Genomic DNA, 26,080 nt, shown 5'->3' on the forward strand with positions numbered 1-26,080 from the left:
AGGGTTGGGGTGAGGGCAACAGCCCGCATAATACCCCTTCATTTCCCACAATGATCCAGCGTATAATCCCCGCCCTTTTGTCTATTTTTTCTTCGGAAGCATTATGAGCGCAATTTCCCTGATCCAGCCGGATCGTGACCTCTTCTCCTGGCCCCAGTACTGGGCGGCCTGCTTTGGACCGGCGCCGTTCCTGCCGATGTCCCGGGAAGAGATGGACCAACTGGGCTGGGACAGCTGCGACATCATTCTGGTCACGGGCGATGCCTATGTTGACCACCCGAGCTTCGGCATGGCCATCTGTGGCCGTATGCTTGAAGCGCAGGGCTTCCGCGTGGGGATCATCTCCCAGCCTGACTGGAACAGCAAAGACGACTTTATGCGTCTGGGTAAACCCAACCTGTTCTTCGGCGTGACCGCAGGCAACATGGACTCGATGATCAACCGCTATACCGCCGACCGTAAGCTGCGTCATGACGACGCCTACACGCCGGATAACGTGGCGGGTAAACGTCCGGACCGCGCGACCCTCGTCTATACCCAGCGCTGCAAAGAAGCCTGGAAAGACGTCCCGGTGATCCTGGGCGGCATCGAGGCGAGCCTGCGCCGCACCGCGCACTACGACTACTGGTCAGATACCGTTCGCCGCTCGGTGCTGGTGGACTCCAAAGCCGACATGCTGATTTACGGCAACGGCGAGCGTCCGCTGGTGGAAGTGGCGCACCGTCTGTCGCAGGGCGAGCCGGTGAGCAGCATCCGTGACGTGCGCAATACCGCCATCATGGTGAAAGAGGCGCTGCCCGGCTGGCGCGGTGTGGATTCGCGCATCATTGATATGCCGGGCAAAATCGACCCGATCCCACACCCGTACGGTGAAGATCTGCCGTGTGCCGATAACAAGCCGGTTGAGCCGAAAAAAGCGGAAGCGAAGGCTATCGTCGTGCAGCCGCCGCGCCCGAAACCGTGGGAAAAGACCTACGTGTTGCTGCCGTCCTACGAGAAGGTGAAAGCCGACAAGGTGCTCTACGCGCACGCGTCCCGTATTCTGCACCATGAAACCAACCCGGGCTGCGCCCGCGCGCTGATGCAGAAGCACGGCGAGCGTTTTATCTGGATCAACCCGCCGGCCATCCCGCTCTCCACCGAAGAGATGGACAGCGTCTTTGCGCTGCCGTACAAGCGCGTGCCGCACCCGGCGTACGGCAACGCCCGCATCCCGGCGTATGAGATGATCCGTTTCTCGATCAACATCATGCGCGGCTGCTTCGGCGGATGCTCCTTCTGCTCCATTACCGAGCACGAAGGCCGTATTATCCAGAGCCGTTCGGAAGAGTCGATCATCAATGAGATCGAAGCGATTCGCGACACGGTGCCGGGCTTTACCGGCGTGATTTCTGACCTCGGTGGCCCAACCGCCAACATGTATATGCTGCGCTGCAAGTCGCCGCGCGCGGAGCAAACCTGTCGTCGCCTCTCCTGCGTCTATCCGAGCATTTGCGAGCACATGGACACCAACCACGAGCCGACGATTAACCTCTACCGCCGCGCGCGCGATCTGAAGGGCATCAAGAAGATCCTGATCGCTTCCGGGGTACGTTACGACATCGCCGTGGAAGATCCGCGCTACATCAAAGAGCTGGCGACGCATCACGTCGGCGGCTATCTGAAGATTGCGCCGGAGCATACCGAAGAAGGCCCGCTGTCGAAGATGATGAAGCCGGGCATGGGCAGCTATGACCGCTTTAAAGAGCTGTTCGACACCTATTCCAAGCAGGCGGGCAAAGAGCAGTATCTGATCCCGTACTTCATCTCCGCCCACCCGGGCACGCGCGATGAGGACATGGTCAACCTGGCGCTGTGGCTGAAGCAGCGTCGCTTCCGTCTGGATCAGGTACAGAACTTCTATCCGTCACCGCTCGCCAACTCGACGACCATGTATTACACCGGCAAGAACCCGCTGAGTAAGATTGGCTATAAGAGTGAAGAGGTGGTGGTGCCGAAAGGGGATAAACAGCGTCGTCTGCACAAGGCGCTGCTGCGTTACCACGATCCGAAAAACTGGCCGCTGATCCGCCTGGCGCTGGAAGAGATGGGTAAAAAACACCTGATCGGCTCGCGACGCGACTGCCTGGTACCGGCCCCGACGCTGGATGAGATGCGCGAAGCGCGTCGCCAGAACCGCAATACGCGCCCGGCGCTGACCAAGCACACGCCAATTGTGCATCAGCGTTCGAACGGTGGGGCGGGAACGAAGAAGAACGTAAAACGTAAGATCGGTTAAACCTGTAACAATGCCCGGTGGCGCTGCGCTTACCGGGCCTACAGGTCAGCGCGTAGGCCGGGTAAGGCGCAGCCGCCACCCGGCTTTTTTCTGCATAAGGGTAGGAGGCCCAAAATGAAAATAAGGAAGTTAACAGGAACGATGCTGATTGGCCTGACGTTATGCGGTTGTGTAATGCATCGCCAGACACAGCCAGAAGTGGAAGGACGTCTAATCGACAGCGCAGGTAAGCCAGTCTCTGGCGCTAAAATAACATTAGAGAGGGAGCAAACGCTTTCTGACGACAACGGTCGTTTTGCTTTTCAGAGCCAGCATGAGTGGATCTTTTTTCTGCCAATAGGTCCGATGGACTGGATTTATCACACCCCGCTCCAGATAAGTGTCAACGGAAAGGAATATGATGCAGAAGCAGGCGGCGGTCTCGGTGGGCCACATAAACTTGAAGGGAAAGCGTATAACGTTATTTGCACATTGCCTGACTTTCCCGGAGAAGCGAGATGTCAGTCCGGTTTATAGATTAAAACGAGCCCGGCGGAAGACCGGGCTCGTTTTAGGTATTACCCGCCAAACTGATCCGGGTCCGGCCCAAGCCGCTTACCCTTATCCAGCTTCGCAATCTCACCCAGCTCGTCTTTGTCCAGACGGAAATCCCAGACGTCGAAGTTCTCGGCGATGCGCGACGGCGTGACTGATTTCGGTATCACCACCAGGCCGTTGTCCAGATGCCAGCGAATGACGATCTGCGCCGGACTTTTGCCGTATTTATCCGCCAGTTCGCGGATAATTTTTTGATCGAACACGCCCTGGCCACCCTGCGCCAGCGGGCTCCAGGACTCGGTCTGGATTTTATGCGTGGCGTTCCAGGCGTGAAGCTGACGCTGCTGCAGCAGCGGGTGCAGCTCGATCTGGTTAATGACAGGCGCGACGCCCGTCTCGTCAATCAGCCGCTGCAGGTGATGAACCTGGAAATTACAGACGCCGATGCTTTTCACCAGCCCCTCTTTCTGCAGTTCAATCATCCCTTTCCAGGCATCAACGTAGTGATCGATAGCCGGAACCGGCCAGTGCATCAGCCAGAGATCGACGAAGTCGAGCTGGAGTTTTTCCAGGCTCTCTTCCAGGGCTTCGCGGGGACGTTTTTGGTCGTCGTTCCAGAGTTTAGTGGTGATGAACAACTCATCGCGAGGGACACCGGCGCTGGCCAGTGCTGTACCCACGCCGTCCTCGTTTTTGTACGCGGCGGCAGTGTCAATCGACCGGTAGCCGACTTCCAGGGCTTTATGAATGGCGGAGACGACCTCGTCGTTACCGGCTTTCCATACACCTAGCCCCAGCTGGGGCATCACGTTGCCGTCCTGCAGCTTGATTACGGTTTGGTTTGCCATTTTTCCTCCTTCAGGTGCGCATCGCCGGAGGGTTCCTCCGGCGATGGGGTGTGCATTAAGTCTGGACGAAATGTCAAAAAACGAAAGTCGGGGGGACAAAAACGCTTAGCGTGCCGCCTCGTAAATACGACGGCTGACGTCCAGCGTGATGTCGCCGTGCTCGCCCAGATGGGTCATACCGTGCTCTTCGAGTTTCGCCAGCAGGGCAGGGATCGAGCTGCCGTCCAGGCCGTAGCCAGACAGACGCGTTGGCACGCCCAGACCTTCAAAGAAGCTGCGGGTCGCTTCGATGGCGGCATCAATACGCGCATCGTCAGAACCCTCGGTGATGTTCCACACGCGTTCAGCGTACTGCAGCAGTTTGGCGCGTTTAGTGTCGCGTTTTTCGTTCCACAGGGCAGGCAGCACAACGGCCAGCGTCTGAGCGTGGTCCAGACCGTGCATCGCCGTCAGCTCGTGGCCCAGCATGTGGGTTGCCCAGTCCTGCGGCACGCCAGCACCGATCAGGCCGTTCAGCGCCTGCGTGGCGGCCCACATTACGTTGGCGCGAACGTCGTAGTTTTCCGGCTCTTTCAGCGCTTTCGGACCTTCTTCGACGAGCGTCAGCAGAATGCCTTCCGCGAAGCGATCCTGAATTTTGGCATTCACCGGATACGTGACGTACTGCTCAACGGTATGAACAAATGCGTCGACCACGCCGTTCGCCACCTGACGCGCAGGCAGGGTGTAGGTGTAAACCGGGTCCAGAATGGCGAACACAGGCTGAACGTGTTCGTTCATGAAGGCCTGCTTGTCACCGGTGGTTTTACGGGAGATCACCGCGCCCTTGTTGGATTCAGAACCGGTGGCCGGCAGGGTCAGCACGGAGCCCATCGGGATAGCGCTTTTGATGTCGCTGCCGCGGGTTTCCAGAATGTGCCATGGATCGATGCCGTCAGCGTAGTGCGCTGCCGCCGCGATGAATTTGGTACCGTCCAGCACGGAGCCGCCGCCGACCGCCAGCAGGAAGGTGATGTTTTCTTCGCGGGCGATTTTCACCGCGTTCATCAGCGTTTCGTAAGACGGGTTTGGCTCGATGCCGCCGAACTCACGCACGTCCAGACCGTCCAGCGCGCTGTAAACCTGATCCAATACTCCGGTTTTTTTCACGCTGCCGCCACCGTAGGTGATCAGCACGCGGGCGTCAGCAGGGATCTGCGCGCGCAGATCGGCGATAGCGTCTTTACCAAACAGAATGCGGGTTGGGGTGTGAAGATTAAAGTTGTTCATTGCTCGTTCCCTTTAGTGGGTGAAAAACCGTGGTGGCGCAGAGGGCGACCTGATGCTGCTCATTGTGGCCGCCCGGGGCTACGCCCTCAATGCACATTCCTGCCGATGTCTTGCCCATTTCTACAGAGCGCTGGAGAAAGCGCTGAAAACGACGCACACTGTCAACGTCGAAAACCGCACCCGGAGTAACGCAAGATGAACCGTGAGGCTATCTGCCAGCAGCTCACTGCGCAGATTAAAAGACTGATAGATAACGAAAATGGCGTCAGTGGCCTGCTTCCTGACATTCGCCTGCTTTATGGCACGCAGCCAGGGACGCGCACGCCGGTCATGTACCAGCCTGGCATCGTTTTTCTCTTCTCTGGCCATAAAATTGGCTATATCAACGAGCGCGTGTTCCGCTACGACACCAACGAATATCTGCTTCTGACGGTACCTTTACCCTTTGAATGTGAAACCTTCGCGACAGAGGCCGTTCCGCTGGCGGGTATTCGCGTCAACGTCGATATTCTGCAGCTGCAGGAACTGCTGATGGAGATTGGCGAAGATGAACTCTTCCAGCCTTCGATGGCGTCGAGCGGGATTAACTCGGCGACGCTGTCGGAAGAGATCCTCTGCGCCATTGAGCGTCTGCTGGACGTGATGGAGAGGCCGCTGGACGCGCGCATTCTGGGCAAGCAGATTATCCGCGAAATTCTCTACCACGTGCTGCTGGGCCCGGGGGGCGGAGCGTTACTGGCCCTGGTGAGCCGACAGACCCACTTCAGCCTGATAAGCCGCGTGCTCAAGCGTATCGAGAGCCAGTACACGGAAAACCTTAGCGTCGACCAGCTGGCGGCGGAAGCGAACATGAGCGTCTCGGCGTTTCACCATAATTTTAAATCGGTGACCAGCACCTCGCCGCTGCAGTACCTCAAAACCTACCGGCTGCATAAGGCGCGGATGCTGATGATCCACGACGGTATGAAGGCCAGCGCGGCGGCGATGCGGGTGGGCTACGAAAGTGCGTCGCAGTTCAGTCGGGAGTTTAAGCGCTATTTCGGCGTTACGCCGGGAGAGGATGCGTCACGTATAAGAACGATGCAGGGAGTCTGACGAAAAACGTAGGCCGGGTAAGCGATAGCGCCACCCGGCTTTGTTGAATTATGCGCTGCAGTACTTCTTCTTAATCACCACCGCGATAGTCCCCACCAGACCCGCCACCAGCAGGAACATCGGCAGCACCATCAGGAAGGTCATCACCTGATCTTCGTGGTGTTTCACGAAGGGGATCATATTCAGCGCGTAGCCGAGCGTCGTCACCACGCCAACCCACAGCAGGGCGCTCAGCCAGTTGAAGAACTGGAAGCGGCGGTTCGACAGGCCGGAAATGCCCGCCATCGTCGGCAGAAGGGTGCGAACGAACGCCAGGAAACGCCCCGCCAGCAGCGCCAGCAGGCCGTGCCGGTCAAACATGCAGGTCGCACGCTGATGATATTTATGCGGCAGCTGCGCCAGCCAGCTTTTGACGACGCGCGTGTTCCCCAGCCAGCGGCCCTGCAGATAGCTCAGCCAGCAGCCCAGGCTGGCTGCGGAGGTCAGGATAACCATCGTTGGCGTGAAGTCCATGACGCCTTTACCGATTAACGCCCCGGCAAGTAAAAGCAGGCTGTCACCGGGTAAAAACGAGGCTGGCAGTAATCCATTTTCCAGAAACAGAGTTGCGAACATCACGAAATAGACGATACCGACGACGTGAGGATCCGCCAGCGCGGCAAAATCGTGGTGCCAGAGCGCCGCGATAATATCTTGAATAACAGCCATGGACTTTCCTGTGGAACAGCAGATATAGCGCTATTGTACTCCCTTATTCGCCCGTCGGGTTTGATCCCGGGCGCAACTCATGCAGACTTTTCCGCTTGCGGTGTCCACAAAAGCGTCCAGGGAGTACATTTTCAGCCAGCACTCTACACGATACGCTCGAACCCTGCTGCTAAATCCGCAATCAGATCGTCAACATTTTCTAAACCGATATGCAGTCGAATCAGGGTACCGCTGAAGTCCACGTCGCCACCGGGGCGCAGGGCCGCAATCTGTTCCGGCTGGTTAGCCAGGATGAGGGATTCAAAACCGCCCCACGAGTAGGCCATGCTGAAGAGGGTAAAATTATCCAGATAGCTTGCCAGCTCGTCATTATTCAGCCGTTTTTTCAGCACAAACGAGAACAACCCGCTGCTGCCTGTAAAGTCACGCTGCCAGAACTCATGGCCTTTACTGCCGGGTAGCGCGGGGTGATTCACGCGCTCAACCTGCGGATGCTGCGCCAGCCATTCGGCCACCTTCAGGCTGCTTTCATGGTGCTGACGCAGGCGAACGCCCAGCGTGCGGATGCCCCGGCTGGTCATGTAGGCCGTGTCGGCATCCACCATCTGGCCCATCAGGTAGGCGTTTTCACGCAGCTGATCCCAGCAGCGCGCGTTGGAGACCGCAGTACCGATCATGCCGTCAGAGTGGCCAATCAGGTACTTCGTCGCCGCCTGAATCGAGATATCAATGTCGAAGTCCAGCGCTTTGAACAGCACGCCTGCCGCCCAGGTGTTGTCGATCATAACGATCGCCTCTGGCGCTTTGCTGCGCACGGCCTTCACGATAGCCGGCACGTCGTGAACTTCCATGGTGAGCGACCCCGGCGATTCCAGGAACACAATGCGCGTGTTTGGCTGAATAAGTTCGGCAATACCTTCACCAATCAGCGGGTCGAACCAGCCGGTGGTCACGCCGAGCTTGCTGAGAATTTTGGTACAGAAGTCCTGGCTGGGTTCGTAGGCGGTGTTGGTCATCAGGATGTGATCGCCCTGTTCCACGAACGCCAGAATGGTGTTGGCGACCGCAGCCGCTCCGCACGGGAACAGCGCGCAGCCTGCGCCGCCTTCCAGCTCGCACATCGCCTCCTGCAGAGAAAAATGGGTTAGCGTGCCGCGACGGCCATAAAACAGGCCGCCTTTCGCGCGGTTGCGCGTGGCGATTTTTTTCTCCTCAACGGTATCAAACACCAGCGAGGAGGCGCGTTGAATCACGCTGTTGACCGATCCCTGAGTATATTTTTTGCTGCGTCCTGCCTGTACCAGCGTGGTATCAAGATGCTTCTTTGTCATGTTCGCTAACCCTGTTTTTATACGTCTGGACGTCCAGACTACCACGATTGGAAAAAACTGCACCCGCAGGCTTATCGAATAAGCAGAAAATATTAGCAAAAAAACGCATAAGAAATTTTTACTGCGTAAGCGCAAGGAAAGTGAACGAAAATTGCGGCACTATGCAAATACTAATGAGAACTACTATCAATTCGACGACGTTTTGATATTATTACGTTCAGATTTTGTGATTTGCGTCCTGGAGATACAGAGTGGGTAATAATTTGATGCAGGCGGATCTCTCCGTTTGGGGCATGTATCAGCATGCTGACATCGTGGTTAAGATTGTGATGATCGGCCTGATTCTGGCGTCCGTTGTCACCTGGGCTATCTTCTTCAGCAAGAGCGCCGAGCTGCTTTCGCAGAAGCGTCGTCTCAAGCGGGAACAGCAGCAGCTGGCTGAAGCCCGCTCTCTGGATCAGGCTTCAGACATGACCTCATCCTTCCACGTGAAAAGCCTGACCACCCTGCTCGTGAATGAAGCGCAGAACGAGCTGGAACTCTCCGCGGGCAGTGAAGATAACGAAGGCATCAAAGAACGTACCGGTTTCCGCCTGGAGCGTCGCGTGGCGGCCGTTGGCCGACACATGGGGCGCGGCAATGGTTATCTGGCGACCATCGGGGCGATCTCACCGTTTATCGGCCTTTTCGGTACGGTCTGGGGCATCATGAACAGCTTTATCGGTATCGCGCAGACCCAGACCACCAACCTGGCGGTTGTGGCCCCGGGTATCGCAGAAGCGCTGCTGGCGACGGCGATTGGTCTGGTCGCGGCGATTCCGGCGGTGGTTATCTATAACATCTTCGCGCGTATGATTGGCAGCTACAAAGCCACGCTGGGTGACGTTGCCGCGCAGGTTCTGCTGCTGCAAAGTCGCGATCTCGACCTGAATGCCAGCTCGGTTAAGCCGGTGCACGCGGCGTCCAAACTGCGCGTGGGTTGATAGTATGGCGATGCGTCTAAACGAAAATCTGGACGATAACGGTGAAATGCATGAGATCAACGTGACGCCGTTTATCGACGTTATGCTGGTTCTGCTGATTATCTTCATGGTGGCTGCGCCGCTGGCGACGGTGGATGTGAAGGTAAATCTGCCTGCCTCATCCAGCCAGCCCCAGCCGCGCCCGGAGAAGCCTATCTACCTGTCGGTGAAGGCGGATAAATCCATGTTCCTCGGCAATGACCCGGTGACGGCCGACTCTGTCATCCCGGCCCTGGATCAGCTTACGGGCGGTAAGAAAGACACCACGGTCTTCTTCCGTGCGGATAAAACCGTTGATTATGAAACCATGATGAAGGTAATGGACACGCTGCATCAGGCGGGTTACCTGAAGATTGGGCTGGTCGGCGAAGAAAAAGCGGCCAAAAAATAGAACGAAAGCTGGCGAAAGCCAGCTTTTTTGTTTTCTGCCACGCAACATCGTTATTATTTTCTGCTGTATATCCCCATTCTTCATATTTCCTTATCAATAAAGCAATAATTAATAATCCATTGATAGTTAAGTAAATATCAGTATTCGGCTGAGCCATTAAAATATATCGTTGGCTGAAATGGCGTCGGGGAATATCCCCACTACGCTTAAAAAAGATAATAAAAACAAACCTTCTTCGAAGGCTCTTTTCACCTGCACAGCAAGAGACTCCCTATGGCTACGATGACATGGCTGTATCCGCACGCGCCTCAAAACGATCTGTTTTCGCTTTCTGCCATTCGACGACGCGCCGACAGGCTAATACTGGTGCTCATCTGGTCGCTGTGGGCCATCTCGCTGGGGGTGGGCTATATCAACGAGAATATCGTGCAGGGGGCGATTATTGGCACCTCTCTGGCCTGTTTATCGACGCTGCTGACGCTGTTGTTTCCCGGCGCGCTGTTGCTCCGCCTGAGCTCTGCGTTTGTGCTAATGGCATTTTCCGCGCTGCTGATTCATCTGGGCGAAGGCGAAACTGAATACCATTTTTCGGTTTTTGTCCTGCTCTCCGCGCTCCTTGCCTGGCGAGACTGGCGCCCGCTGGTGATGGGGGCGGCGGTCATCGCGTTACATCATCTGGTGTTTAACTATCTGCAGGAGAATGACCTTTACGGCGTCGTGGTGTTCATGCACACCGGCTTTCATATGGTGGTTTTCCACGGGCTGTTTGTGGTGGTTCAGACCGCAATTCTGGTTCTGCTGGCGATACGAATGGAGCAGGACGCCCGCTCGGCGAGCGAGGTGGCAAGGCTGGCGGGGGTGATCAACCGTGAACCGGGGTACCTCACGCTGGCCGTCGATGCGGTCCCCGCAGAGTCTTCCTTTGCCCGCACGTTCAGCCTGACGCTGGGCACCATGCGCGCCACGCTTGAGCAGGTCAGCGCCAATATTGGGCAACTGCTGGAGGCATCCCGCGCGTTAGGACAGCGCAACAGCGCGCTGTCGGAACGTACCGATCACCAGGCGAGTTCGCTGGCGACGGCGGCCAGTGCGATGGAACAGTTAAGGGCTGTCGCCACCCTGACCAGTGAAAAAGCAAGCCAGGTCAGGGAGGTGGCGTTCAGCACCAGTAACGTGGCGGAGCAGGGGGGCCATAACGTACGGCAGGCGATTGCGGCGATGGAGCACATTCGCGAGGAGTCGCAGCGCATTTACGCCATTCTGGAGCTGATCGACGGGATTGCGTTCCAGACCAATATTCTGTCGCTCAACGCCTCGGTCGAGGCTGCCAGAGCGGGCGAACATGGCAAAGGCTTCGCGGTGGTTGCCTCGGAAGTGCGCGTGTTGGCCCAGCGCAGCGAGGGGGCTGCAAAAGATATCCGCCAGCTTCTGACCGCATCGCAGGCAACCACGCTGCAGGGCGTCGAGCAGGTTGAGCAGGCGGGTATGACAATGAAGTCGATCATTGAGAGTATCGAAGGGCTTCGCTCTCTGCTGGAAGAACTGTCGCAGATGAGCGAGCAGCAGCGGGCGAGCATTGCGCAGATGAACGACAGCATTGCCAGCATCGATGCCAGCGTGCAGGAGAACGTGCGTCACGTAGCGCAAACAGTGCAGGTGGCTGAAGCGCAGCGCCAGCAGACGGGTCAGTTAAAAGAGGCGATTGCCGTATTCAGATTTAATTAGCGTTGCGGTTCGGAGGGGGCGCTGGCACCAGACGCCAGCGCGTCTTCATCAAGCGCCACGCAGGTGACGTTTGAGGTACGGAACTCACCGTCTGACAGCTTGCGCGTCAGGCGCAGGGTGGCGATTTCTCTGGAAAGCAGATACTGGTAATTGGCCTCGAGGCGACCCAGAAGCTTCTCTTTCAGCTCTGGCCGCTGTTCCATGATGGTGTTCATCACGGCACCGTAAATTTCTTCTTTGACCTGTAGCGGATAAATTTCACGGCGATTCTGCCATTTCAGCCGCACCAGCGTTGCCGGGATCGATACCAGGTCCTGGGTAATACGCGTCATCTCGTCATTTTTTGTGTTTCGCAGCGCATCGAGATTTTGCTTTAAGATAAATTCATCACTTTTCTTATCATCTAAAGTCAAATAAACGTCGTTGTTTTTAACTTCCTTCACGTTAATCCTCCCCAAGGCTATAAAAAATTGGGTTGTTTTTTTCGCGCGTAATTAAGTTAAGCCAAATTTCATTGCCCGCTTTGTTAATTTCTTCGGTTTTCTCGGCCAATATTTGACTTAGTTTCTGGGCATCTATTTCACCCTCGGCCTGCAGGTCATTCAGCAGGTGGACAAAGGCTTCAATTTTTATGGCGCGAAATAAGCGGTCTTTTATATGGCGATCGTGCTCTTCCAGCAACATATTTCGGGATTTGCCAGTTCGGGAAACACCAATTAATATATCGGGCTCGAAATCAGAGAGCTTTCTTTTCCCCTGAGTGAAACTGGCCTCTTTTTCTGCTTCCGTCGGTTGCTGTTCCACAGGCGTGATGTGGTACTTAGCCGGGACGAGATAGTCGGGCAGCATTTTCAATTTCCTTTAATTTCAACAGGGTGGGGTTGGTAAAGGCGTGAGATTCGTTGACAATATCATGAGGCAAATTTAAAATCAAAAAAAATGGAGCCTACCCATGAACAGCATCTTTTTTACGGTCATCACATTACTATTACTGACCGCTGGTGTTCTTTTATTGATGCAGGAGTTCAATAAAACGAAAGTGTCGAAAGACACCAGTGAACCCCCGCAACCTGAACTGATGACAAAAGAGGAAGGTGAAGACCATTTCTCTGTATTGATGAACTCCGTTACGCCGGTCTGGTACTGGCGGGTGAACCACGAATATATCGACTTTTTACACGCGACAATTAAGCGCATGAAAATGTCGGAAATTAATGATACGCCCGGACTGTTTGAGGCGCAGCGTCGCTGTAGCGACCTGAATTCAGCCGTGTATAAATATTATGACAATATCAAAAAACGCTGCCTTAACGGCGAGAAGGTCTCTTATTCCGATCTGGACGTATTAAATTTGCGGCAGTGTTTTCGCGAGTTCAGTCTGGAAGCCTATCCTGAGCTGGTGGCGCTTGTCTGGCCGGAGTACGCCCGTCCCGAGGTTAACCCGGACAACGTCTGAGTGGCGTACTGTTGAGTTATTGCAAACAGTCAGCGCCGTTGAGATATACTGGGCGCTGGTTTCTTTTGCAAACAGGACTTTATGGAACGCTTTTTTGAAAATGCCATGTACGCCTCTCGCTGGATACTGGCCCCCGTCTATTTTGGCCTTTCGCTGGCGCTTGTCGCGCTGACGATTAAGTTCTTTCAGGAAATCCTGCATGTTCTGCCGAACATTTTTTCCATTGCCGAAGCGGATTTGATTCTGGTTCTGCTGTCGCTGGTGGATATGACCCTGGTGGGCGGGCTGCTGGTGATGGTGATGTTCTCCGGCTACGAGAATTTTGTCTCCCAGCTTGATATCGACGAGCGTAAAGAGAAGCTCAGCTGGCTGGGCAAAATGGATGCGTCATCGCTGAAGAATAAAGTGGCCGCGTCGATTGTGGCGATCTCCTCTATCCACCTGCTACGCGTGTTTATGGACGCGAAGAACGTGCCGGATAACAAACTGATGTGGTACGTCATTATCCACCTGACGTTTGTGCTCTCTGCGTTTGTGATGGGGTATCTGGATAAGATCAGTAAGAAGTAATTCCCCCTCACCCTAACCCTCTCCCACAGGGAGAGGGCCGGGGTGAGGGCATCAGACCGCACTATTTATCCGACGACGCCTGCCACAGATTCAACTCCCCATCCGCAACATGCTGGTCAATCCGCTTGAGTTCGTCCTCCGTAAAGCGCAGGTTTTCCAGCGCCTGAACATTCTCTTCCAGCTGTTCCGGGCGGCTTGCGCCAATCAGCACGGACGTCACGCGCGCATCTTTCAGCAGCCAGCTTAGCGCCATCTGCGCCATGGTCTGACCGCGCGCCTGCGCCATTTCACTCAGTAAACGCAGGCTGTTCAGGTTGGCTTCGGTCAGCATCTTTTCGTTCAGACCACGGACTTTCTTGCCTTCACGCTGCATGCGTGAATCTTCAGGAATACCGTTCAGGTATTTTCCGGTCAGCAAACCCTGCGCCAGCGGGGTAAAGGCGATACACCCCGTACCGTTTGCTTCCAGCGCATCCAGCAAACCGGTCTTATCGACCCAGCGGTTGAGCAGGTTATAGGACGGCTGGTGGATCAGCAGAGGGATCTTCCACTCGCGCAGCAACTCGGCCATTTTTTGCGTGCGCCCGGTTGAGTAGGAGGAAATGCCCACATACAGCGCTTTTCCACTCTGCACGGCGTGGGCCAGCGCAGAGGCCGTCTCTTCCATCGGCGTGTTTTCATCCACGCGGTGGGAATAGAAAATATCCACATACTCGACGCCCAGACGCTTCAGGCTCTGATCGAGGCTGGCGAGCAGATATTTGCGTGAACCGCCCGAACCATATGGCCCCGGCCACATGTCGTAACCGGCCTTGGTGGAGATAACCAGCTCGTCGCGGTACGCGGCAAAGTCCTCCCGCAGCAGGCGGCCGAAATTCTCTTCCGCGCTACCCGCCGGAGGTCCGTAGTTATTGGCCAGATCGAAATGGGTGATGCCGAGGTCGAAGGCTTTGCGCAGCAGCGCGCGCTGGGCATCAAGAGGCTGGACGTGGCCGAAGCTGTGCCACAGTCCCAGCGACAGCGCAGGAAGGCGCAGACCGCTCTTTCCACAGTAGCGGTACTGCATATGTTCATAGCGGGTAGCGTCAGGGTACCAGGACATGATGTCTCCTTTTCTTATCGATAATTTTTTGAAACGTCGTTTTCATTCTGAACTTATCACATCACTAAGCGCGAAGATAATGGTTAACGGCCGCTGTGCGACCAGTGAAGCCACGCTAATTAAAAATGATCACAAAACGTTATAATTTCCCTCGTTCCTGCCGATAACGAGAGTAGTACTCGCCTCTGGGCGAACTCACCCTCACGGCAAGGAAGACTTATGAATATGCTCCGTAATTTCACGATCCGTTTCGTCATGCTGGCGATTCTCGGGATCTTTTGTTTAATGTGGGCGGGTGTGGGGCTGTACAGCACCTGGTCCCTGTCTCGCGTGACTGATGGCAATGAAGTCGATCGCCAGCTGGTTAAACAGATGACGGTACTCAGCCAGGGTAACGATCAGTATTTCCGCTTTGTGACCCGTCTGAGCCGCGCAATGGAAGTTAAAGCCGCAGGCGGCACGCCGGATTTGGCCTCTGCCCAGCAGGCGCTGGATAACATGGGCAAGAAGCTGGCCGAGATGAAAGCCATTTCTCCAGGCCCAATGGATGAGCAGATCTCTTCCCGGGTGATCGGCACCTGGCAGGCGCTGCTTGAACAGGGCGTGACGCCGCAAATGCAGCAGGCGAAGCTGGGCGCGCTGGACGGCTATCGTCAGCAGGCCAACAACGTCACCCCACCGCTGAGCCGCGCGTTCGGCGCGGCGGCTGAAGAGTTCAACAATGCTGCCGCGAAGTCGCTCGACAGCACCCGCGTGGTGGTGGATAGCCTGACCAGCATGACCCGCACGGTGATAATCGTCGCCACGATTATCGGCCTGCTGATCCTGCTCTTCACCGACCGCTACCTGGTGGCGATGCTGGTCAAACCGCTGGATCGCATTCGCCAGCAGTTCCGCCAGATTGCCCAGGGCGATCTCAGCCAGCCCATTGAGCCGTTCGGCCGCAACTGTGTGGGCCAGCTGGTGCCGCTGCTGAGCGCCATGCAGGACAGCCTGCGCGAAGCGGTCAGCACGATCCGCTCCGGCAGTGAGAATATCTGGCGCGGCGCGACGGAGATCTCCAGCGGTAACAACGATCTCTCGTCCCGTACCGAAGAGCAGGCGGCCGCGCTGGAAGAGACGGCAGCCAGCATGGAACAGCTGACCGCCACGGTGAAGCTGAACGCGGAAAGCGCGCGTCAGGCAAGCCAGCTGGCCGATGTGGCCTCTACCACCGCCAGCCGCGGCGGCTCGCTGGTGGAAGAGGTGGTGACCACCATGAGCGGGATTTCGGAAAGCTCGAAGAAAATTGCCGAAATCACCAACGTCATTAACAGCATTGCCTTCCAGACCAATATTCTGGCACTCAATGCGGCGGTTGAAGCGGCGCGCGCGGGCGAACAGGGCCGTGGTTTCGCGGTGGTGGCAGGTGAAGTTCGCAACCTGGCAAGCCGCAGCGCCAATGCGGCCAAAGAGATTGAGGGGCTGATTACCGACTCCGTGTCCCGCGTAGAGCAGGGGGCGAAGCTGGTGGGCGACACCGGCACCACCATGGATGCGATTTTGCGTGACGTGACGGAAGTGACGACCATCATGAAGCAAATAGCCTCTGCCTCTGAGGAGCAAAGCAAGGGCATTTCGCAGGTCGGGGTTGCCATTACCCAGATGGACGGCGTTACCCAGCAAAACGCCTCGCTGGTTGAAGAGGTTTCCGCGGCGGCGGCGGCGCTGGAGCGCCAGACCGAAGATCTTCAGCGCTCGGTGCAGAAGTTCCGCCTGACGGCATAACGCAGCGCTGCAAGGCCGCCTTGTGCGGCCTTGCATTATTAACGTCTTCCCCTCCAGCTCGCGCTGAAACTGCTATTCTTTTGCTAACCCCCCTGACGTTCTGGGCTCTCTTCTATGAGGTGTTGCTATGAACAGATCGTTATCTGTCATCCCTGTTCTCTCTTTCATTTTTCTGATGCTGTTTTCGGTTTTTGCCAGTGCGACCCAGCAGGCGCAGGAACGGCGCGTGGCGCGTGATGTCAGGCAGGAAACCCGCGATGCGTCACGGCAGGTGAAGCAGACCTGCGTGGCAAACAATAACCAGAGTAATCACGACTGCCGCCAGGACAAGCGCCAGATGAAACAGTCCGGACGGCAAAAAGCGCGGGATATTAAGTATTAACATAACAGGTGAGGCGGCATGCAAGCGTATTTCTTGCCGCCTTTTTAAAAAACGTAAGTCAATATTTTTTAAATATTAAAGTATTTGCTTGTAACAATATATTTGGCATTTTCTGCACATTCCAGAACATGAAAATTAATATTGTCTTAAGATTCAGCCGACATAATGAATTATCTTCTTGATACCGGAAATAATTCAATTTATGAAAAACCGTATTATTTTATTTGCTGCCCTGGCAGGTTTTGCCGTGTTCAATACAGCTATGGCCCAGAGCGTCACGGTCGATGTCCCTGCCGGGTATAAGGTCGTGATTGTTCCGCAGTCAGCCACGGTTCCTGAGGCGGTAAGCGTTGCGCCTGCACCTGCACAAACAACGTATGCCGCCCCTGCACCGGTCTATCATCCGCGTGCACGCCATGTGGCGAGCGTGGCGGAAGGGATGGTGATTGAGCATCAGTATGACGATCACCACTGATGTATTCCGGGTGACATTTCTGGCCATAAGTTGAGGGCAAATAGTCGTGATTGGGTGCAGGGAGTTATTACTGAACAGTCATGAGGCCGGGCACGCGCTGCGACGCCCGGCGAAATCTATTAGTGCGTCGCTTCACCAATCAGCGCGCCCGTTCCCGCGCCAACGGCCGCACCTTTCAGCACGCTCTTGCCGGTAACCGCTGCGGCACCTGCGCCCACGGCAGCACCTACCGCACCACCTTTACGCGCGGCTTTACCTTTGTCGCCGTTTTTGAACATGGCACCGGTGCCTGCGCCAACGACGGCGCCGCCAACCGTCGATTTCAGATCTTTACCCGTCGCCGCGCCAATGGCTGCGCCTGCTACCGCGCCAGCGGCGGTTTTGTCGATGGCCATTCCCGAGGTGGAAAAAATGAGGGCGCTGATAACCAGCGTTGTTTTAATAAGTTTCATAACAGATCCTTTGTGACTGCTGTCGGTTGATACGTTGCTTCTCACTCTGAGGTGAGAAAAACGCACAGATAGTGCCAGCAATGCCGGCTCAACCTTTAGGCCAATCATGCCCTGAGCAAGGATCTCTGTTGCCGGGCGGCGAACCGCCCGGCTAGTCGTCACGCCTGACGTTTGTCTTCTGTATTGGTCTCGAAGTCGCTCGCCGCGTGGCGTTCGTGGAGCTGCTCGTTCAGCTCGCCGCTGGTGCGGTTAACGATGCGTCCGCGCTTAACGGCATGGCGGTTCGCCACGTCTTTCGCCCAGCGCTGCACGTTGGTGTACTTTTCTGCGTCGAGGAACTCAGCGGCGTTATACACGCTGCCCAGCGCTACGCAGCCGAACCATGGCCAGATAGCGATATCCGCGATGGTGTACTCCTCACCCGCCACGTAGCGGCCGCGCGCCAGCTGTTTATCCAGCACGTCGAACAGGCGTTTGGCTTCCATTGTGAAGCGGTCAATCGCGTACTCGATTTTCACCGGAGCATAGTTGTAGAAGTGGCCAAAACCGCCGCCGAGGAACGGCGCCGCGCCCTGGAGCCAGAAAAGCCAGTTCAGCGTTTCGGTGCGTCCCGCCGGATCCTTCGGCAGGAAGTGGCCGAACTTCTCCGCCAGATAGAGCAGAATATTGCCGGACTCAAATACGCGCGTTGGCGGGTTCGTGGAGTGGTCACGAAGCGCCGGTATTTTCGAGTTCGGGTTCACCTCAACGAAGCCGCTGGAGAACTGATCGCCCTCGCCGATGCGGATCAACCACGCGTCGTACTCCGCGCCCGTCACGCCCAGCGCCAGCAGCTCTTCGAGCATGATCGTCACTTTCTGGCCGTTCGGTGTTCCCAGCGAGTAGAGCTGCAGCGGGTGCGAACCGACAGGTAGATCTTTCTCATGGGTCGCGCCGGAAATGGGGCGGTTGATGTTGGCGAACGCGCCGCCGTTGTTCTTTTTCCATTCCCACACTTTTGGTGGCTGATACGTGTTGTCTGACATGTTGGCCTGCCTTTTGAGTGATGTGTTGAGGCAGTGTAGCAGGAGATTTGTGAAGCGTTTAACCAACTGAGCGTAATCGATCTGCCGCTATTCCTTCCGGCGCTTATATATATCAAATCCGGCATAAGCTTAATCGAAAATCGCATTTTCATAATTAATGCGTAAACGGATAAAGCTGCATATGATGCTTCAACATAAATAAAAGATGCAGTAATAAACACTTTATAAGGCAAGGAGTTAGTGAGATGCGCAAGCTTCTGTTATCGGCAGTGGTCGTTTCGCTCGCGTTAGGCCTGGCGGGCTGTGATGATGCGAAAAATAAAGAGACCAATACCCCCCCTGCGGCAAAAAGCGACGCGCCAAAAGAGGGCGGTTCGCTGATTATCGGTATTACCTCCGGCGACCCGTTAGCCGTTAATCCGCTCTATGCCAGTGACCGTACGACGTTAACGATCATGCAGGCGCTCTATGCCCCGCTCTATAGCTTCAACAACGGTAAGATCGAGTGGGGCCTGGCGGAAAGCCTGACGCCCTCCGCCGACAACCTGAGCTATACCCTGACGTTAAAACCCAACCTCAAATGGCAGGACGGACAGCCGCTGACGGCGGACGACGTGGTCTTTACGTTCAATAAGCTGCTGGATGCCAAACAGCACAGCTTCTTCCGCAGCATGTTCACCTACGGCGATAAGCCGGTACAGGTAAGCAAGGTTGACGACCGCACCGTTAAGTTCACCTTACCGCAGGTTAGCGCGGCCTTTACCGGCACTCTGGTTCAAATCTACCCGATTCCGCAGCACGTGTTCGCAGGTGAAGGTGACCTGGAAAAGAGCAGCAAAAACGATGCGCCGGTCGGCTCCGGGCCGTTCAAATTCAAAGAGTACCGCGCCGGACAATACTACGCCCTGACCCGTTTTGACGATTACTGGAACGGCAAAGCGAAGCTTGATTCGGTTACCTACCGTTTCGCCAAAGACAGCAACGCCGCCAACCTGGCGCTGCAAAACGGAGAAATCAACCTCAAGATGGTTGACCCGCAGGATGTAAACCGCCTGAAAAATACCGGTAAGTTTGACTTCGTGGTCTATCCGGAAGGCCGCCTGGCCTATATGACGTTCAACCAGAACGTGCCGGTGATGAAGAGCAAAGCGCTGCGTCAGGCCATCGCGTATGCCATCAACAAAGACGAGCTAACCCAGACCGCCTTTACCTCGCTGGACTACGCGAAACCGGCGACGTCGTTCCTGACGCCCGATACGCTTTACAAGACGGATGACGTCGAGCAGTACAAGTTTGACCTGCAAAAAGCCCAAGACCTGCTCAAGAGCTCCGGCGCGCCGGACAACCTCAAGCTGCGCCTGGCGTATGTGAACACCAACAAAACCCAGGAGAGCATGGCGCTCTATATTCAGCAGGCGCTGAAGGCGATTGGGGTGAACGTGGAGCTGATGCCGCTGGACTCCAACGCCATGTCTCAGCGCAGCCTTGATATGAACAACACCGCGTGGGAGCTGAATCTGGGCGGCTACATCATGGGCTCCGAGCCGGACGGTTACAAATCGCTGTTCATGAGCAACGAAGCCTATAACTACGCGCACTACAAAAATCCGCAGTTTGATGCTCTGTGGGATAAAGGCGCCGTGGAAACCGACGCCGCGAAACGTGCCGATATCTACAAGCAAATTCAGCAGACCGTGGCGAACGACATGACGTACTACCCGATTGCCTACACCAATGCGACCGTCGCGGTGGACAAGCGCTTCGGCGGCACCCAGGAGGCAGAGCCGAAACCGGTCTATCTGTTCCAGGATCTGTCAAAAATCTATCAGAAATAAGTGATTGCCCCGGCCGTCAGGTCGGGGATTTTGTAAGGGCACGTCGTGAACACACTCCTCACGCGTCGGCTGCTGCAACTGCTGCCGATGCTGTTCTTTATTTCACTGGTGGCGTTTTTGCTGGTCAAGCTCGCGCCCGGCGATCCGGTGGCGGCGTACATTACGCCGCGCATGGCCCCGGAAGATATCGAACGTATTCGCCAGAGCCTGGGGCTGGATAAGCCGCTGGTCACGCAGTACGTCCTGTGGCTGAAAAACGTCCTGCAGGGCGATCTCGGCTATTCGCTTATCTACCACCGCCCCGTGCTGGAGATGATCGGCGAACGCATTCCGGCCACGCTGGGGCTGATGGGCGCGTCGCTGCTGATGGCGATCGTGCTGGCCATCCCGCTGGGCCTGCTGGCGGGGGCATTTAAGCACCGCTGGCTGGATCACGTGCTTAACCTGTTCGCCTATATCGGCATCTCGGTACCGATTTTCTGGTTCGGCATTTTGCTCATCACCGTTTTTGCCGTGCAGCTTAACTGGTTCCCCAGCATGGGGATGCGCACCATCGGCATGGAAGATAACGCGCTGGACGTGCTGCGTCACGGCGTGCTGCCGTGTATTGCCCTCACGTTCTACAACCTCTCCAGCTACGTGCGCTACATCCGCTCCAACACCATCTCGCAGCTCTCGGCCGACTACGTGCAGACCCAGCTGGCTTACGGCGCCACGCGTTCCAGCATTCTGTTCCGCCACGTGCTGAAAAACGTGCTGCTGCCGGTGATCACCCTGTTCGGCCTGTCGTTCGGTGAGCTGATTGTGGGGGCCTATGTGACGGAAAGCGTCTTCTCGTGGCCGGGGATGGGGCTGCTCGGGATCCAGTCGATCGCCTCGCTGGACTACCCGCTGATCATGGCGATCATCATGCTCTCGTCGATGATGCTGATCGTCGGTAACCTGATCGCCGATCTGCTTTATCGCTTCGCCGATCCCCGCATTCGTACGCTGAGGTAACCCGGATGAGCAGACGCTGGCAGCAGGTTCGTCACCAGCTGCGCCGCAACCGTCCGGCGCAGTTCTCCCTGTTTGTGCTTTTTATTTTCGTTGTCGCCGCGCTCTGTGCGGGCCTAAGTCCGTACGATCCGGATCGGATGGCGCTCGGCGCACGCACGCTACCGCCGGATGCCGCGCACTGGTTCGGCACCGACGAGTATGGCCGCGACTACTTCACCCGCGCGCTGTATGGCGGCCAGATCTCCCTGATGGTCGGTTTTCTCGCCATGCTCTTTTCCACGCTTATCGGCACGGTGGTGGGAACGGTGAGCGGCTATTTTGGCGGCTGGCTGGATAACGTGATGATGCGCGCCGTGGATATCCTGATGGCCATTCCGGCCTTCTTCCTGCTGCTGGTGGTGAATGCTTACCTCAAGCCGGGCGTGGATAACATCATTCTGATCATCAGCCTGCTGACGTGGATGAACATGTCGCGGCTGGTGCGCGCAGAAACCTTATCGGTGAAAGAGCGCGAGTATGTGCTTTATGCCCGCGCGTCGGGGGAAAACCCGCTGCGCATTATCGTGCGCCACATTATTCCCGGCGTGCTGCCGACCATTATCGTGGCCGCCACGCTCAATATCGCCTCGGCCATTCTGATGGAGTCGACGCTCAGCTTCTTAGGGCTGGGCGTGCAGGCGCCTGCGGCATCGTGGGGAAGCATGCTCAACAACGCCCAGTCGTATATTGGCGAAGCGTCGTGGCTGGCGATGTTCCCCGGCATTTTGATCCTGCTGACGGTGTTCAGCTTTAACGTGCTGGGCGATGTCTTCCGTACCGCCTTTGAGCCAGGAGCGAATCGCGATGAGTAACTTATTAGCGCTTGAGAACCTGCAAACCACCTTCCGCACACGCGAGGGCGAGGTTCACGCGGTGCGCGGCGTGAGCTTTCAGGTTCAGCCGGGCGAACTCGTCGGTATCGTCGGCGAGTCGGGCTGCGGGAAAAGCGTCACCTGTAAGTCGATCATTCGGCTACTGGGGAACAACGGACGGATAACCGGCGGCAGCATCCGCTTCCAGAATGACGATCTGGCGCAGAAAACCCCGGAGCAGATGCGCGCCATTCGCGGCAACGAGATCGCGATGATTTTCCAGGATCCGATGACCGCCCTGAACCCGGTGCTGACCATCGGCAAACAGATGGCGGAGATCCTGATGCGCAATAAAGGACTGACCAAAAAAGCGGCCAAAGCGGCGGCTATCGCCATGCTGGAACAGGTGGGCATTGCCGAGGCTGAACGCCGATACGACCAGTATCCCCACGAGTTTAGCGGCGGGATGCGCCAGCGGGTGATGATCGCGATTGCGCTCTCCTGCAACCCGAAGCTTCTTATTGCCGATGAGCCAACCACCGCGCTGGACGTGACCATTCAGGCGCAGATCCTGCGTCTGCTGAAAAGCCTGCAACAGCAGACCCAAACCGCGATTCTGCTGATCACCCACGATCTCGGCGTGGTGGCACAGGTCTGCAGCCGCGTGGTGGTGATGTACGGCGGGCTGGTAATGGAAGAGGGGAGCGTGGAAGACATTTTTTATCGCCCTGCACATCCTTACACCCAGGGGCTGCTGGCCTCGCTGCCGCGCCCGGACGAGGTTAATCAACGTTTATCGCCCATCGAAGGCGCGCCGCCCGGGCTGCTTAACCCGCCGCCGGGCTGTCCGTTCGCCGAACGCTGTCCGAAACGCATGCCCCAGTGTGAACGGCAGCCCGCATTTTACACCACCGGAGAGGGTCATCGCGCCGCCTGCTGGCTATGGGCCGATAAGGAGATTCAGGCATGAGTGAACAACAGGCGCCATTAGTGAGCGTTCGCGATCTGCGCAAACATTATCATCTTAACGGTGGTTTGCTGCGTAAAGGCGTGGCCGTGAAGGCGGTTGATGGCGTGAGCTTTGATATTCAGCCCGGCGAGACGTTTGGCCTGGTGGGAGAGTCCGGCTGTGGGAAATCCACCCTCGGGCGCGCCATCCTGCGCCTTTTCGATATTACCTCCGGCGAGATCCACTTTGCCGGGCAGGCGATCGCTCACGCCCGCGAAAGAGAGCTCAAGCCGCTGCGTAAGCGGATGCAGGCGATTTTTCAGGATCCTTACTCCTCGCTCAACCCCGGTATGACGGTGCGACAGCTGGTAGCCGAACCGATGCAGATCCACGGCTACAGTAGTGAAGAACAGCGCGAACGGACGGAAACGCTGCTCTACAAAGTGGGGCTTAAGCAGGAGCACCTTGAGCGGTTCCCGCATGAGTTCAGCGGCGGGCAGCGCCAGCGCATCAGTATTGCCCGCGCGTTGTCCGTTCATCCTGAATTTGTGCTGTGCGATGAACCGCTTTCGGCGCTGGACGTCTCGGTGCAGGCGCAGGTGGTGAATATTTTGCAGGATCTGCAGCAGGAGCTGGGGCTGACCTATCTGTTCATCGCCCACGATCTCTCCATGGTGCGCCATATCTCCAGCCGCATTGGGGTGATGTATCTCGGTAAACTGGTGGAGGTGGCCCCGGCGAATGAACTGTATCAGCGTCCCGCGCACCCTTACACCCGCGCGCTGCTGGCAGCGGTTCCCCGGCCCGATCCGCGCATCCGCAATCTCGAAGACGCCACCCTGCGCGGCGACATTCCAGGCCCCACGTCCGCGCTGCCGGGCTGTAAGTTCTGCAGCCGCTGCCCGCACGCCATGCCGGTTTGCCAGACGCAGGAGCCCGCCATGCGGGAGATTGCGCCAGGGCATTTCGCGGCGTGCTGGTTGTTTAACGTGTAATTAATGCCCCACGCAGGTGTATGATAAATGCCCCTCTGTCAGGTTAATTACAACGTGCAGACGACGACAACCCTTAAAAAAAAATTGCCGCCTGCCTGTTTTAGGTTGGATACATGCGTAAAGGAAAGTTAAGCAGTGATGCGCCATTCGGGACATTGTTAGGCTATGCGCCCGGTGGCGTGGCGATTTACTCTTCAAATTACGGCAGTCTGGACCCGCGCAACTACCCGCAAGACGCGGATTTTCGCAGCTACATTGGCAACGAATACATGGGCCACAAGTGGCAGTGCGTTGAGTTTGCCCGCCGTTTCCTGTTTCTCAACTATGGCTTCGTGTTTACCGACGTCGGCATGGCGTGGGAAATCTTCTCTCTGCGCTTTTTGCGTCAGGTGGTGAACGATAACATCCTGCCCCTTCAGGCTTTTGCCAATGGCTCAAAACGCGCGCCGCGGGCCGGGGCGCTGCTGATCTGGCAGAAGGGTGGCGAGTTCCATGAGACCGGCCACGTGGCGGTGATCACCCAGCTTCTGGACGATAAGGTGCGTATCGCCGAGCAGAACGTGATTCACTCTCCGCTGCCGCTCGGGCAGCAATGGACGCGCGAGCTGCGTCTGAGCGTGGAGAACGGGTGTTATACGATCCATGACACTTTCAACGACACGGAGATCCTCGGCTGGATGATCCAGACCGACGACACGGAACACAGCATTCCCCAGCCGGAAATCGACGGCGAACTGCTGAAAATCAGCGGCGCGCGGCTGAAAAACAGGCGTCAGTTCGACGGGAAATGGCTCAACGAAAATGACGCATTGCAGCAGGCGTATATCCGCGCCAACGGCCATGTGATCAACAAAGATCCCTGCCAGTACTTCACCATTACCGAAAGCGCCGAGCAGGAGCTGATCAAGGCCACCAACGAACTGCATCTGATGTACCTGCACGCGACGGACAAGGTGCTGAAAGACGACAGCCTGCTGGCGCTTTTCGACATCCCGAAAATCCTCTGGCCGCGCCTGCGCCTCTCCTGGCAGTGGCGTCGTCACCATATGATCACCGGTCGTATGGATTTCTGCATGGATGAGCGCGGCATCAAGGTCTACGAGTACAACGCGGATTCCGCCTCATGCCATACCGAGGGCGGGCTGATTCTCGAAGAGTGGGTGAAAAACGGCTATCGCGGCAACGGGCATAACCCGGCGGAAGGGCTGCTGGAAGAGCTGACCGGCGCCTGGAAGCACAGTCACGCGCGGCCGTTTGTCCACATCATGCAGGACAACGATGTCGAAGAGGACTATCACGCGCTCTTTATCCAGCGTTCGCTGATGCAGGCCGGGTTTGAAACCAAAATCCTGCACGGGCTGGGGGCGCTGAGCTGGGATGCCGCCGGACAGCTGATTGACGACGAAGGTCGCCACGTCAACTGCGTGTGGAAAACCTGGGCGTGGGAGACGGCGATAGAGCAGATCCGTGAGGTCAGCGAAACCGAATACGCCGCCGTGCCGATCCGCACCGGACATCCTGAAGGCGAGGTGCGCCTGATTGACGTCCTGCTGCGCCCGGAGGTGCTGGTCTTTGAACCGCTGTGGACCGTCATTCCCGGCAACAAGGCGATTCTCCCGGTACTGTGGCAGCTGTTCCCGAACCACCGTTACCTGCTCGACACCGATTTTGAGGTCAACGATCTGCTGAAGCAGACCGGATACGCCGTCAAGCCGATTGCCGGACGCTGCGGCAGCAATATCGATCTGATTAGCGCCCAGGACGAACTGCTGGATAAATCCAGCGGCAAGTTTGTCGACCGTAAAAACATCTACCAGCAGCTGTGGTGCCTGCCGAAGGTCGACGGCAAGTACATTCAGGTCTGCACCTTCACCGTGGGCGGGAACTACGGGGGTACCTGCCTGCGCGGCGATGACTCGCTGGTGGTGAAGAAAGAGAGCGATATCGAGCCGCTGATTGTGGTGAAAGATAAGTAGTTGACTCCCGCGATACAAAAGCCCCCGCTGGGCATTCTGCGG

26 protein-coding genes are annotated in these 26,080 nt (G+C 56.7%); 17 read left to right on the plus strand and 9 right to left on the minus strand.

Translation table 11 applies throughout. The features are described from left to right. Positions 1-103: 103 nt before the first annotated feature. Positions 104-2,278: a YgiQ family radical SAM protein gene (locus ACDO57_RS17360; protein ID WP_370884321.1), complete on the plus strand. Its 2,175-nt coding sequence runs from the start codon at positions 104-106 to the stop codon at positions 2,276-2,278. A gap of 114 nt (positions 2,279-2,392) precedes the next feature. Next, complete coding sequence (locus ACDO57_RS17365) at positions 2,393-2,794, plus strand: carboxypeptidase regulatory-like domain-containing protein (protein WP_370884322.1); 402 nt, start codon at positions 2,393-2,395, stop codon at positions 2,792-2,794. 41 nt (positions 2,795-2,835) lie between these two features. On the opposite strand, the gene dkgA is transcribed toward ACDO57_RS17365, so the two are convergent. Then, positions 2,836-3,663, minus strand: coding sequence for a 2,5-didehydrogluconate reductase DkgA (gene dkgA, locus ACDO57_RS17370; protein ID WP_048990483.1), 828 nt, complete (start codon positions 3,661-3,663; stop codon positions 2,836-2,838). 105 nt (positions 3,664-3,768) lie between these two features. Next, on the minus strand, positions 3,769-4,932 hold the full coding sequence (gene yqhD, locus ACDO57_RS17375; RefSeq protein ID WP_024906510.1) for an alcohol dehydrogenase: 1,164 nt from the start codon (positions 4,930-4,932) through the stop codon (positions 3,769-3,771). 195 nt (positions 4,933-5,127) lie between these two features. On the opposite strand from yqhD, the gene ACDO57_RS17380 reads away from it, so the two are divergent. Next, positions 5,128-6,027, plus strand: coding sequence for an AraC family transcriptional regulator (locus ACDO57_RS17380; RefSeq protein WP_148769371.1), 900 nt, complete (start codon positions 5,128-5,130; stop codon positions 6,025-6,027). Between the two features lie 48 nt (positions 6,028-6,075). Here ACDO57_RS17380 and yghB read toward each other — a convergent pair whose 3' ends face one another. Next, positions 6,076-6,735, minus strand: coding sequence for a DedA family general envelope maintenance protein YghB (gene yghB, locus ACDO57_RS17385; protein ID WP_024906512.1), 660 nt, complete (start codon positions 6,733-6,735; stop codon positions 6,076-6,078). Positions 6,736-6,878: 143 nt separating this feature from the next. Further along, entirely contained in the window at positions 6,879-8,066 is a 1,188-nt protein-coding gene (metC, locus tag ACDO57_RS17390) for a cystathionine beta-lyase (protein ID WP_061714473.1), read from the minus strand. Between the two features lie 251 nt (positions 8,067-8,317). Here metC and exbB point away from each other — a divergent pair, with 251 nt between their 5' ends. The 3 genes from exbB (at position 8,318) to ACDO57_RS17405 (ending at position 11,204) form a co-directional block, all read left to right on the plus strand. Next, positions 8,318-9,049, plus strand: a complete 732-nt coding sequence (gene exbB / locus ACDO57_RS17395) for a tol-pal system-associated acyl-CoA thioesterase (protein WP_048990476.1) — start codon at positions 8,318-8,320, stop codon at positions 9,047-9,049. Positions 9,050-9,053: 4 nt separating this feature from the next. Then, on the plus strand, positions 9,054-9,479 hold the full coding sequence (exbD, locus tag ACDO57_RS17400; protein ID WP_024906515.1) for a TonB system transport protein ExbD: 426 nt from the start codon (positions 9,054-9,056) through the stop codon (positions 9,477-9,479). A 273-nt stretch (positions 9,480-9,752) separates the two neighbouring features. Further along, positions 9,753-11,204 (plus strand): methyl-accepting chemotaxis protein, encoded by a 1,452-nt coding sequence (locus tag ACDO57_RS17405; protein WP_061714474.1) that lies wholly within the window; start codon positions 9,753-9,755, stop codon positions 11,202-11,204. Here ACDO57_RS17405 and ACDO57_RS17410 read toward each other — a convergent pair. Continuing rightward, positions 11,201-11,647 (minus strand): cytoplasmic protein, encoded by a 447-nt coding sequence (locus ACDO57_RS17410; RefSeq protein WP_370884323.1) that lies wholly within the window; start codon positions 11,645-11,647, stop codon positions 11,201-11,203. The genes ACDO57_RS17405 and ACDO57_RS17410 overlap by 4 nt on opposite strands. A 1-nt stretch (position 11,648) precedes the next feature. Continuing rightward, positions 11,649-12,053, minus strand: coding sequence for a hypothetical protein (locus ACDO57_RS17415; RefSeq protein WP_048990472.1), 405 nt, complete (start codon positions 12,051-12,053; stop codon positions 11,649-11,651). A gap of 103 nt (positions 12,054-12,156) precedes the next feature. Here ACDO57_RS17415 and ACDO57_RS17420 point away from each other — a divergent pair, with 103 nt between their 5' ends. Continuing rightward, positions 12,157-12,660, plus strand: coding sequence for an ESA_00282 family adhesion-associated protein (locus tag ACDO57_RS17420; protein WP_023309170.1), 504 nt, complete (start codon positions 12,157-12,159; stop codon positions 12,658-12,660). A gap of 81 nt (positions 12,661-12,741) precedes the next feature. Then, complete coding sequence (locus ACDO57_RS17425) at positions 12,742-13,230, plus strand: TIGR00645 family protein (RefSeq protein ID WP_023333400.1); 489 nt, start codon at positions 12,742-12,744, stop codon at positions 13,228-13,230. 61 nt (positions 13,231-13,291) lie between these two features. Here the strand turns inward: ACDO57_RS17425 and ACDO57_RS17430 are convergent, their stop codons facing one another. After that, positions 13,292-14,332, minus strand: coding sequence for an aldo/keto reductase (locus tag ACDO57_RS17430; protein WP_370884324.1), 1,041 nt, complete (start codon positions 14,330-14,332; stop codon positions 13,292-13,294). 219 nt (positions 14,333-14,551) lie between these two features. Here ACDO57_RS17430 and ACDO57_RS17435 point away from each other — a divergent pair, with 219 nt between their 5' ends. From ACDO57_RS17435 to ACDO57_RS17445, 3 genes are all read left to right on the plus strand, one after another. After that, positions 14,552-16,099, plus strand: a complete 1,548-nt coding sequence (locus ACDO57_RS17435) for a methyl-accepting chemotaxis protein (RefSeq protein ID WP_370884325.1) — start codon at positions 14,552-14,554, stop codon at positions 16,097-16,099. A gap of 127 nt (positions 16,100-16,226) precedes the next feature. Continuing rightward, complete coding sequence (locus ACDO57_RS17440; protein ID WP_024906521.1) at positions 16,227-16,481, plus strand: hypothetical protein; 255 nt, start codon at positions 16,227-16,229, stop codon at positions 16,479-16,481. 202 nt (positions 16,482-16,683) lie between these two features. After that, complete coding sequence (locus ACDO57_RS17445; protein ID WP_024906522.1) at positions 16,684-16,956, plus strand: hypothetical protein; 273 nt, start codon at positions 16,684-16,686, stop codon at positions 16,954-16,956. A 119-nt stretch (positions 16,957-17,075) separates the two neighbouring features. Here the strand turns inward: ACDO57_RS17445 and ACDO57_RS17450 are convergent, their stop codons facing one another. Together ACDO57_RS17450 and yghU are read right to left on the minus strand one after the other, a co-directional pair. Next, positions 17,076-17,408: a glycine zipper domain-containing protein gene (locus ACDO57_RS17450; RefSeq protein ID WP_008499797.1), complete on the minus strand. Its 333-nt coding sequence runs from the start codon at positions 17,406-17,408 to the stop codon at positions 17,076-17,078. 158 nt (positions 17,409-17,566) lie between these two features. Beyond that, positions 17,567-18,433: a glutathione-dependent disulfide-bond oxidoreductase gene (gene yghU, locus ACDO57_RS17455; protein ID WP_008499796.1), complete on the minus strand. Its 867-nt coding sequence runs from the start codon at positions 18,431-18,433 to the stop codon at positions 17,567-17,569. 245 nt (positions 18,434-18,678) lie between these two features. Between yghU and ACDO57_RS17460 the strand changes: the two genes are divergently transcribed. The 6 genes from ACDO57_RS17460 to gss all read left to right on the plus strand — a co-directional run bounded on the left by ACDO57_RS17460 (position 18,679) and on the right by gss (position 26,038). Further along, entirely contained in the window at positions 18,679-20,268 is a 1,590-nt protein-coding gene (locus ACDO57_RS17460) for an ABC transporter substrate-binding protein (protein WP_370884326.1), read from the plus strand. 45 nt (positions 20,269-20,313) lie between these two features. Then, positions 20,314-21,267, plus strand: coding sequence for an ABC transporter permease (locus ACDO57_RS17465; RefSeq protein WP_080350521.1), 954 nt, complete (start codon positions 20,314-20,316; stop codon positions 21,265-21,267). A 5-nt stretch (positions 21,268-21,272) separates the two neighbouring features. Next, a complete protein-coding gene (locus ACDO57_RS17470; protein WP_248272407.1) occupies positions 21,273-22,118 on the plus strand; it encodes an ABC transporter permease in 846 nt (281 codons plus the stop codon). Then, positions 22,111-23,088, plus strand: coding sequence for an ABC transporter ATP-binding protein (locus ACDO57_RS17475; protein ID WP_370884327.1), 978 nt, complete (start codon positions 22,111-22,113; stop codon positions 23,086-23,088). Before ACDO57_RS17470 ends, ACDO57_RS17475 begins: the two co-directional genes overlap by 8 nt. After that, a complete protein-coding gene (locus ACDO57_RS17480; protein WP_370884328.1) occupies positions 23,085-24,062 on the plus strand; it encodes an ABC transporter ATP-binding protein in 978 nt (325 codons plus the stop codon). The genes ACDO57_RS17475 and ACDO57_RS17480 overlap by 4 nt, the downstream gene beginning before the upstream one ends. A 113-nt stretch (positions 24,063-24,175) precedes the next feature. After that, positions 24,176-26,038: a bifunctional glutathionylspermidine amidase/synthase gene (gene gss / locus ACDO57_RS17485; protein ID WP_061714481.1), complete on the plus strand. Its 1,863-nt coding sequence runs from the start codon at positions 24,176-24,178 to the stop codon at positions 26,036-26,038. Positions 26,039-26,080 lie beyond the last annotated feature (42 nt).

It is taken from the genome of Enterobacter cloacae complex sp. 2015409 (genome assembly GCF_041365315.1).
In the GTDB taxonomy this organism is placed as follows: domain Bacteria; phylum Pseudomonadota; class Gammaproteobacteria; order Enterobacterales; family Enterobacteriaceae; genus Enterobacter; species Enterobacter pseudoroggenkampii.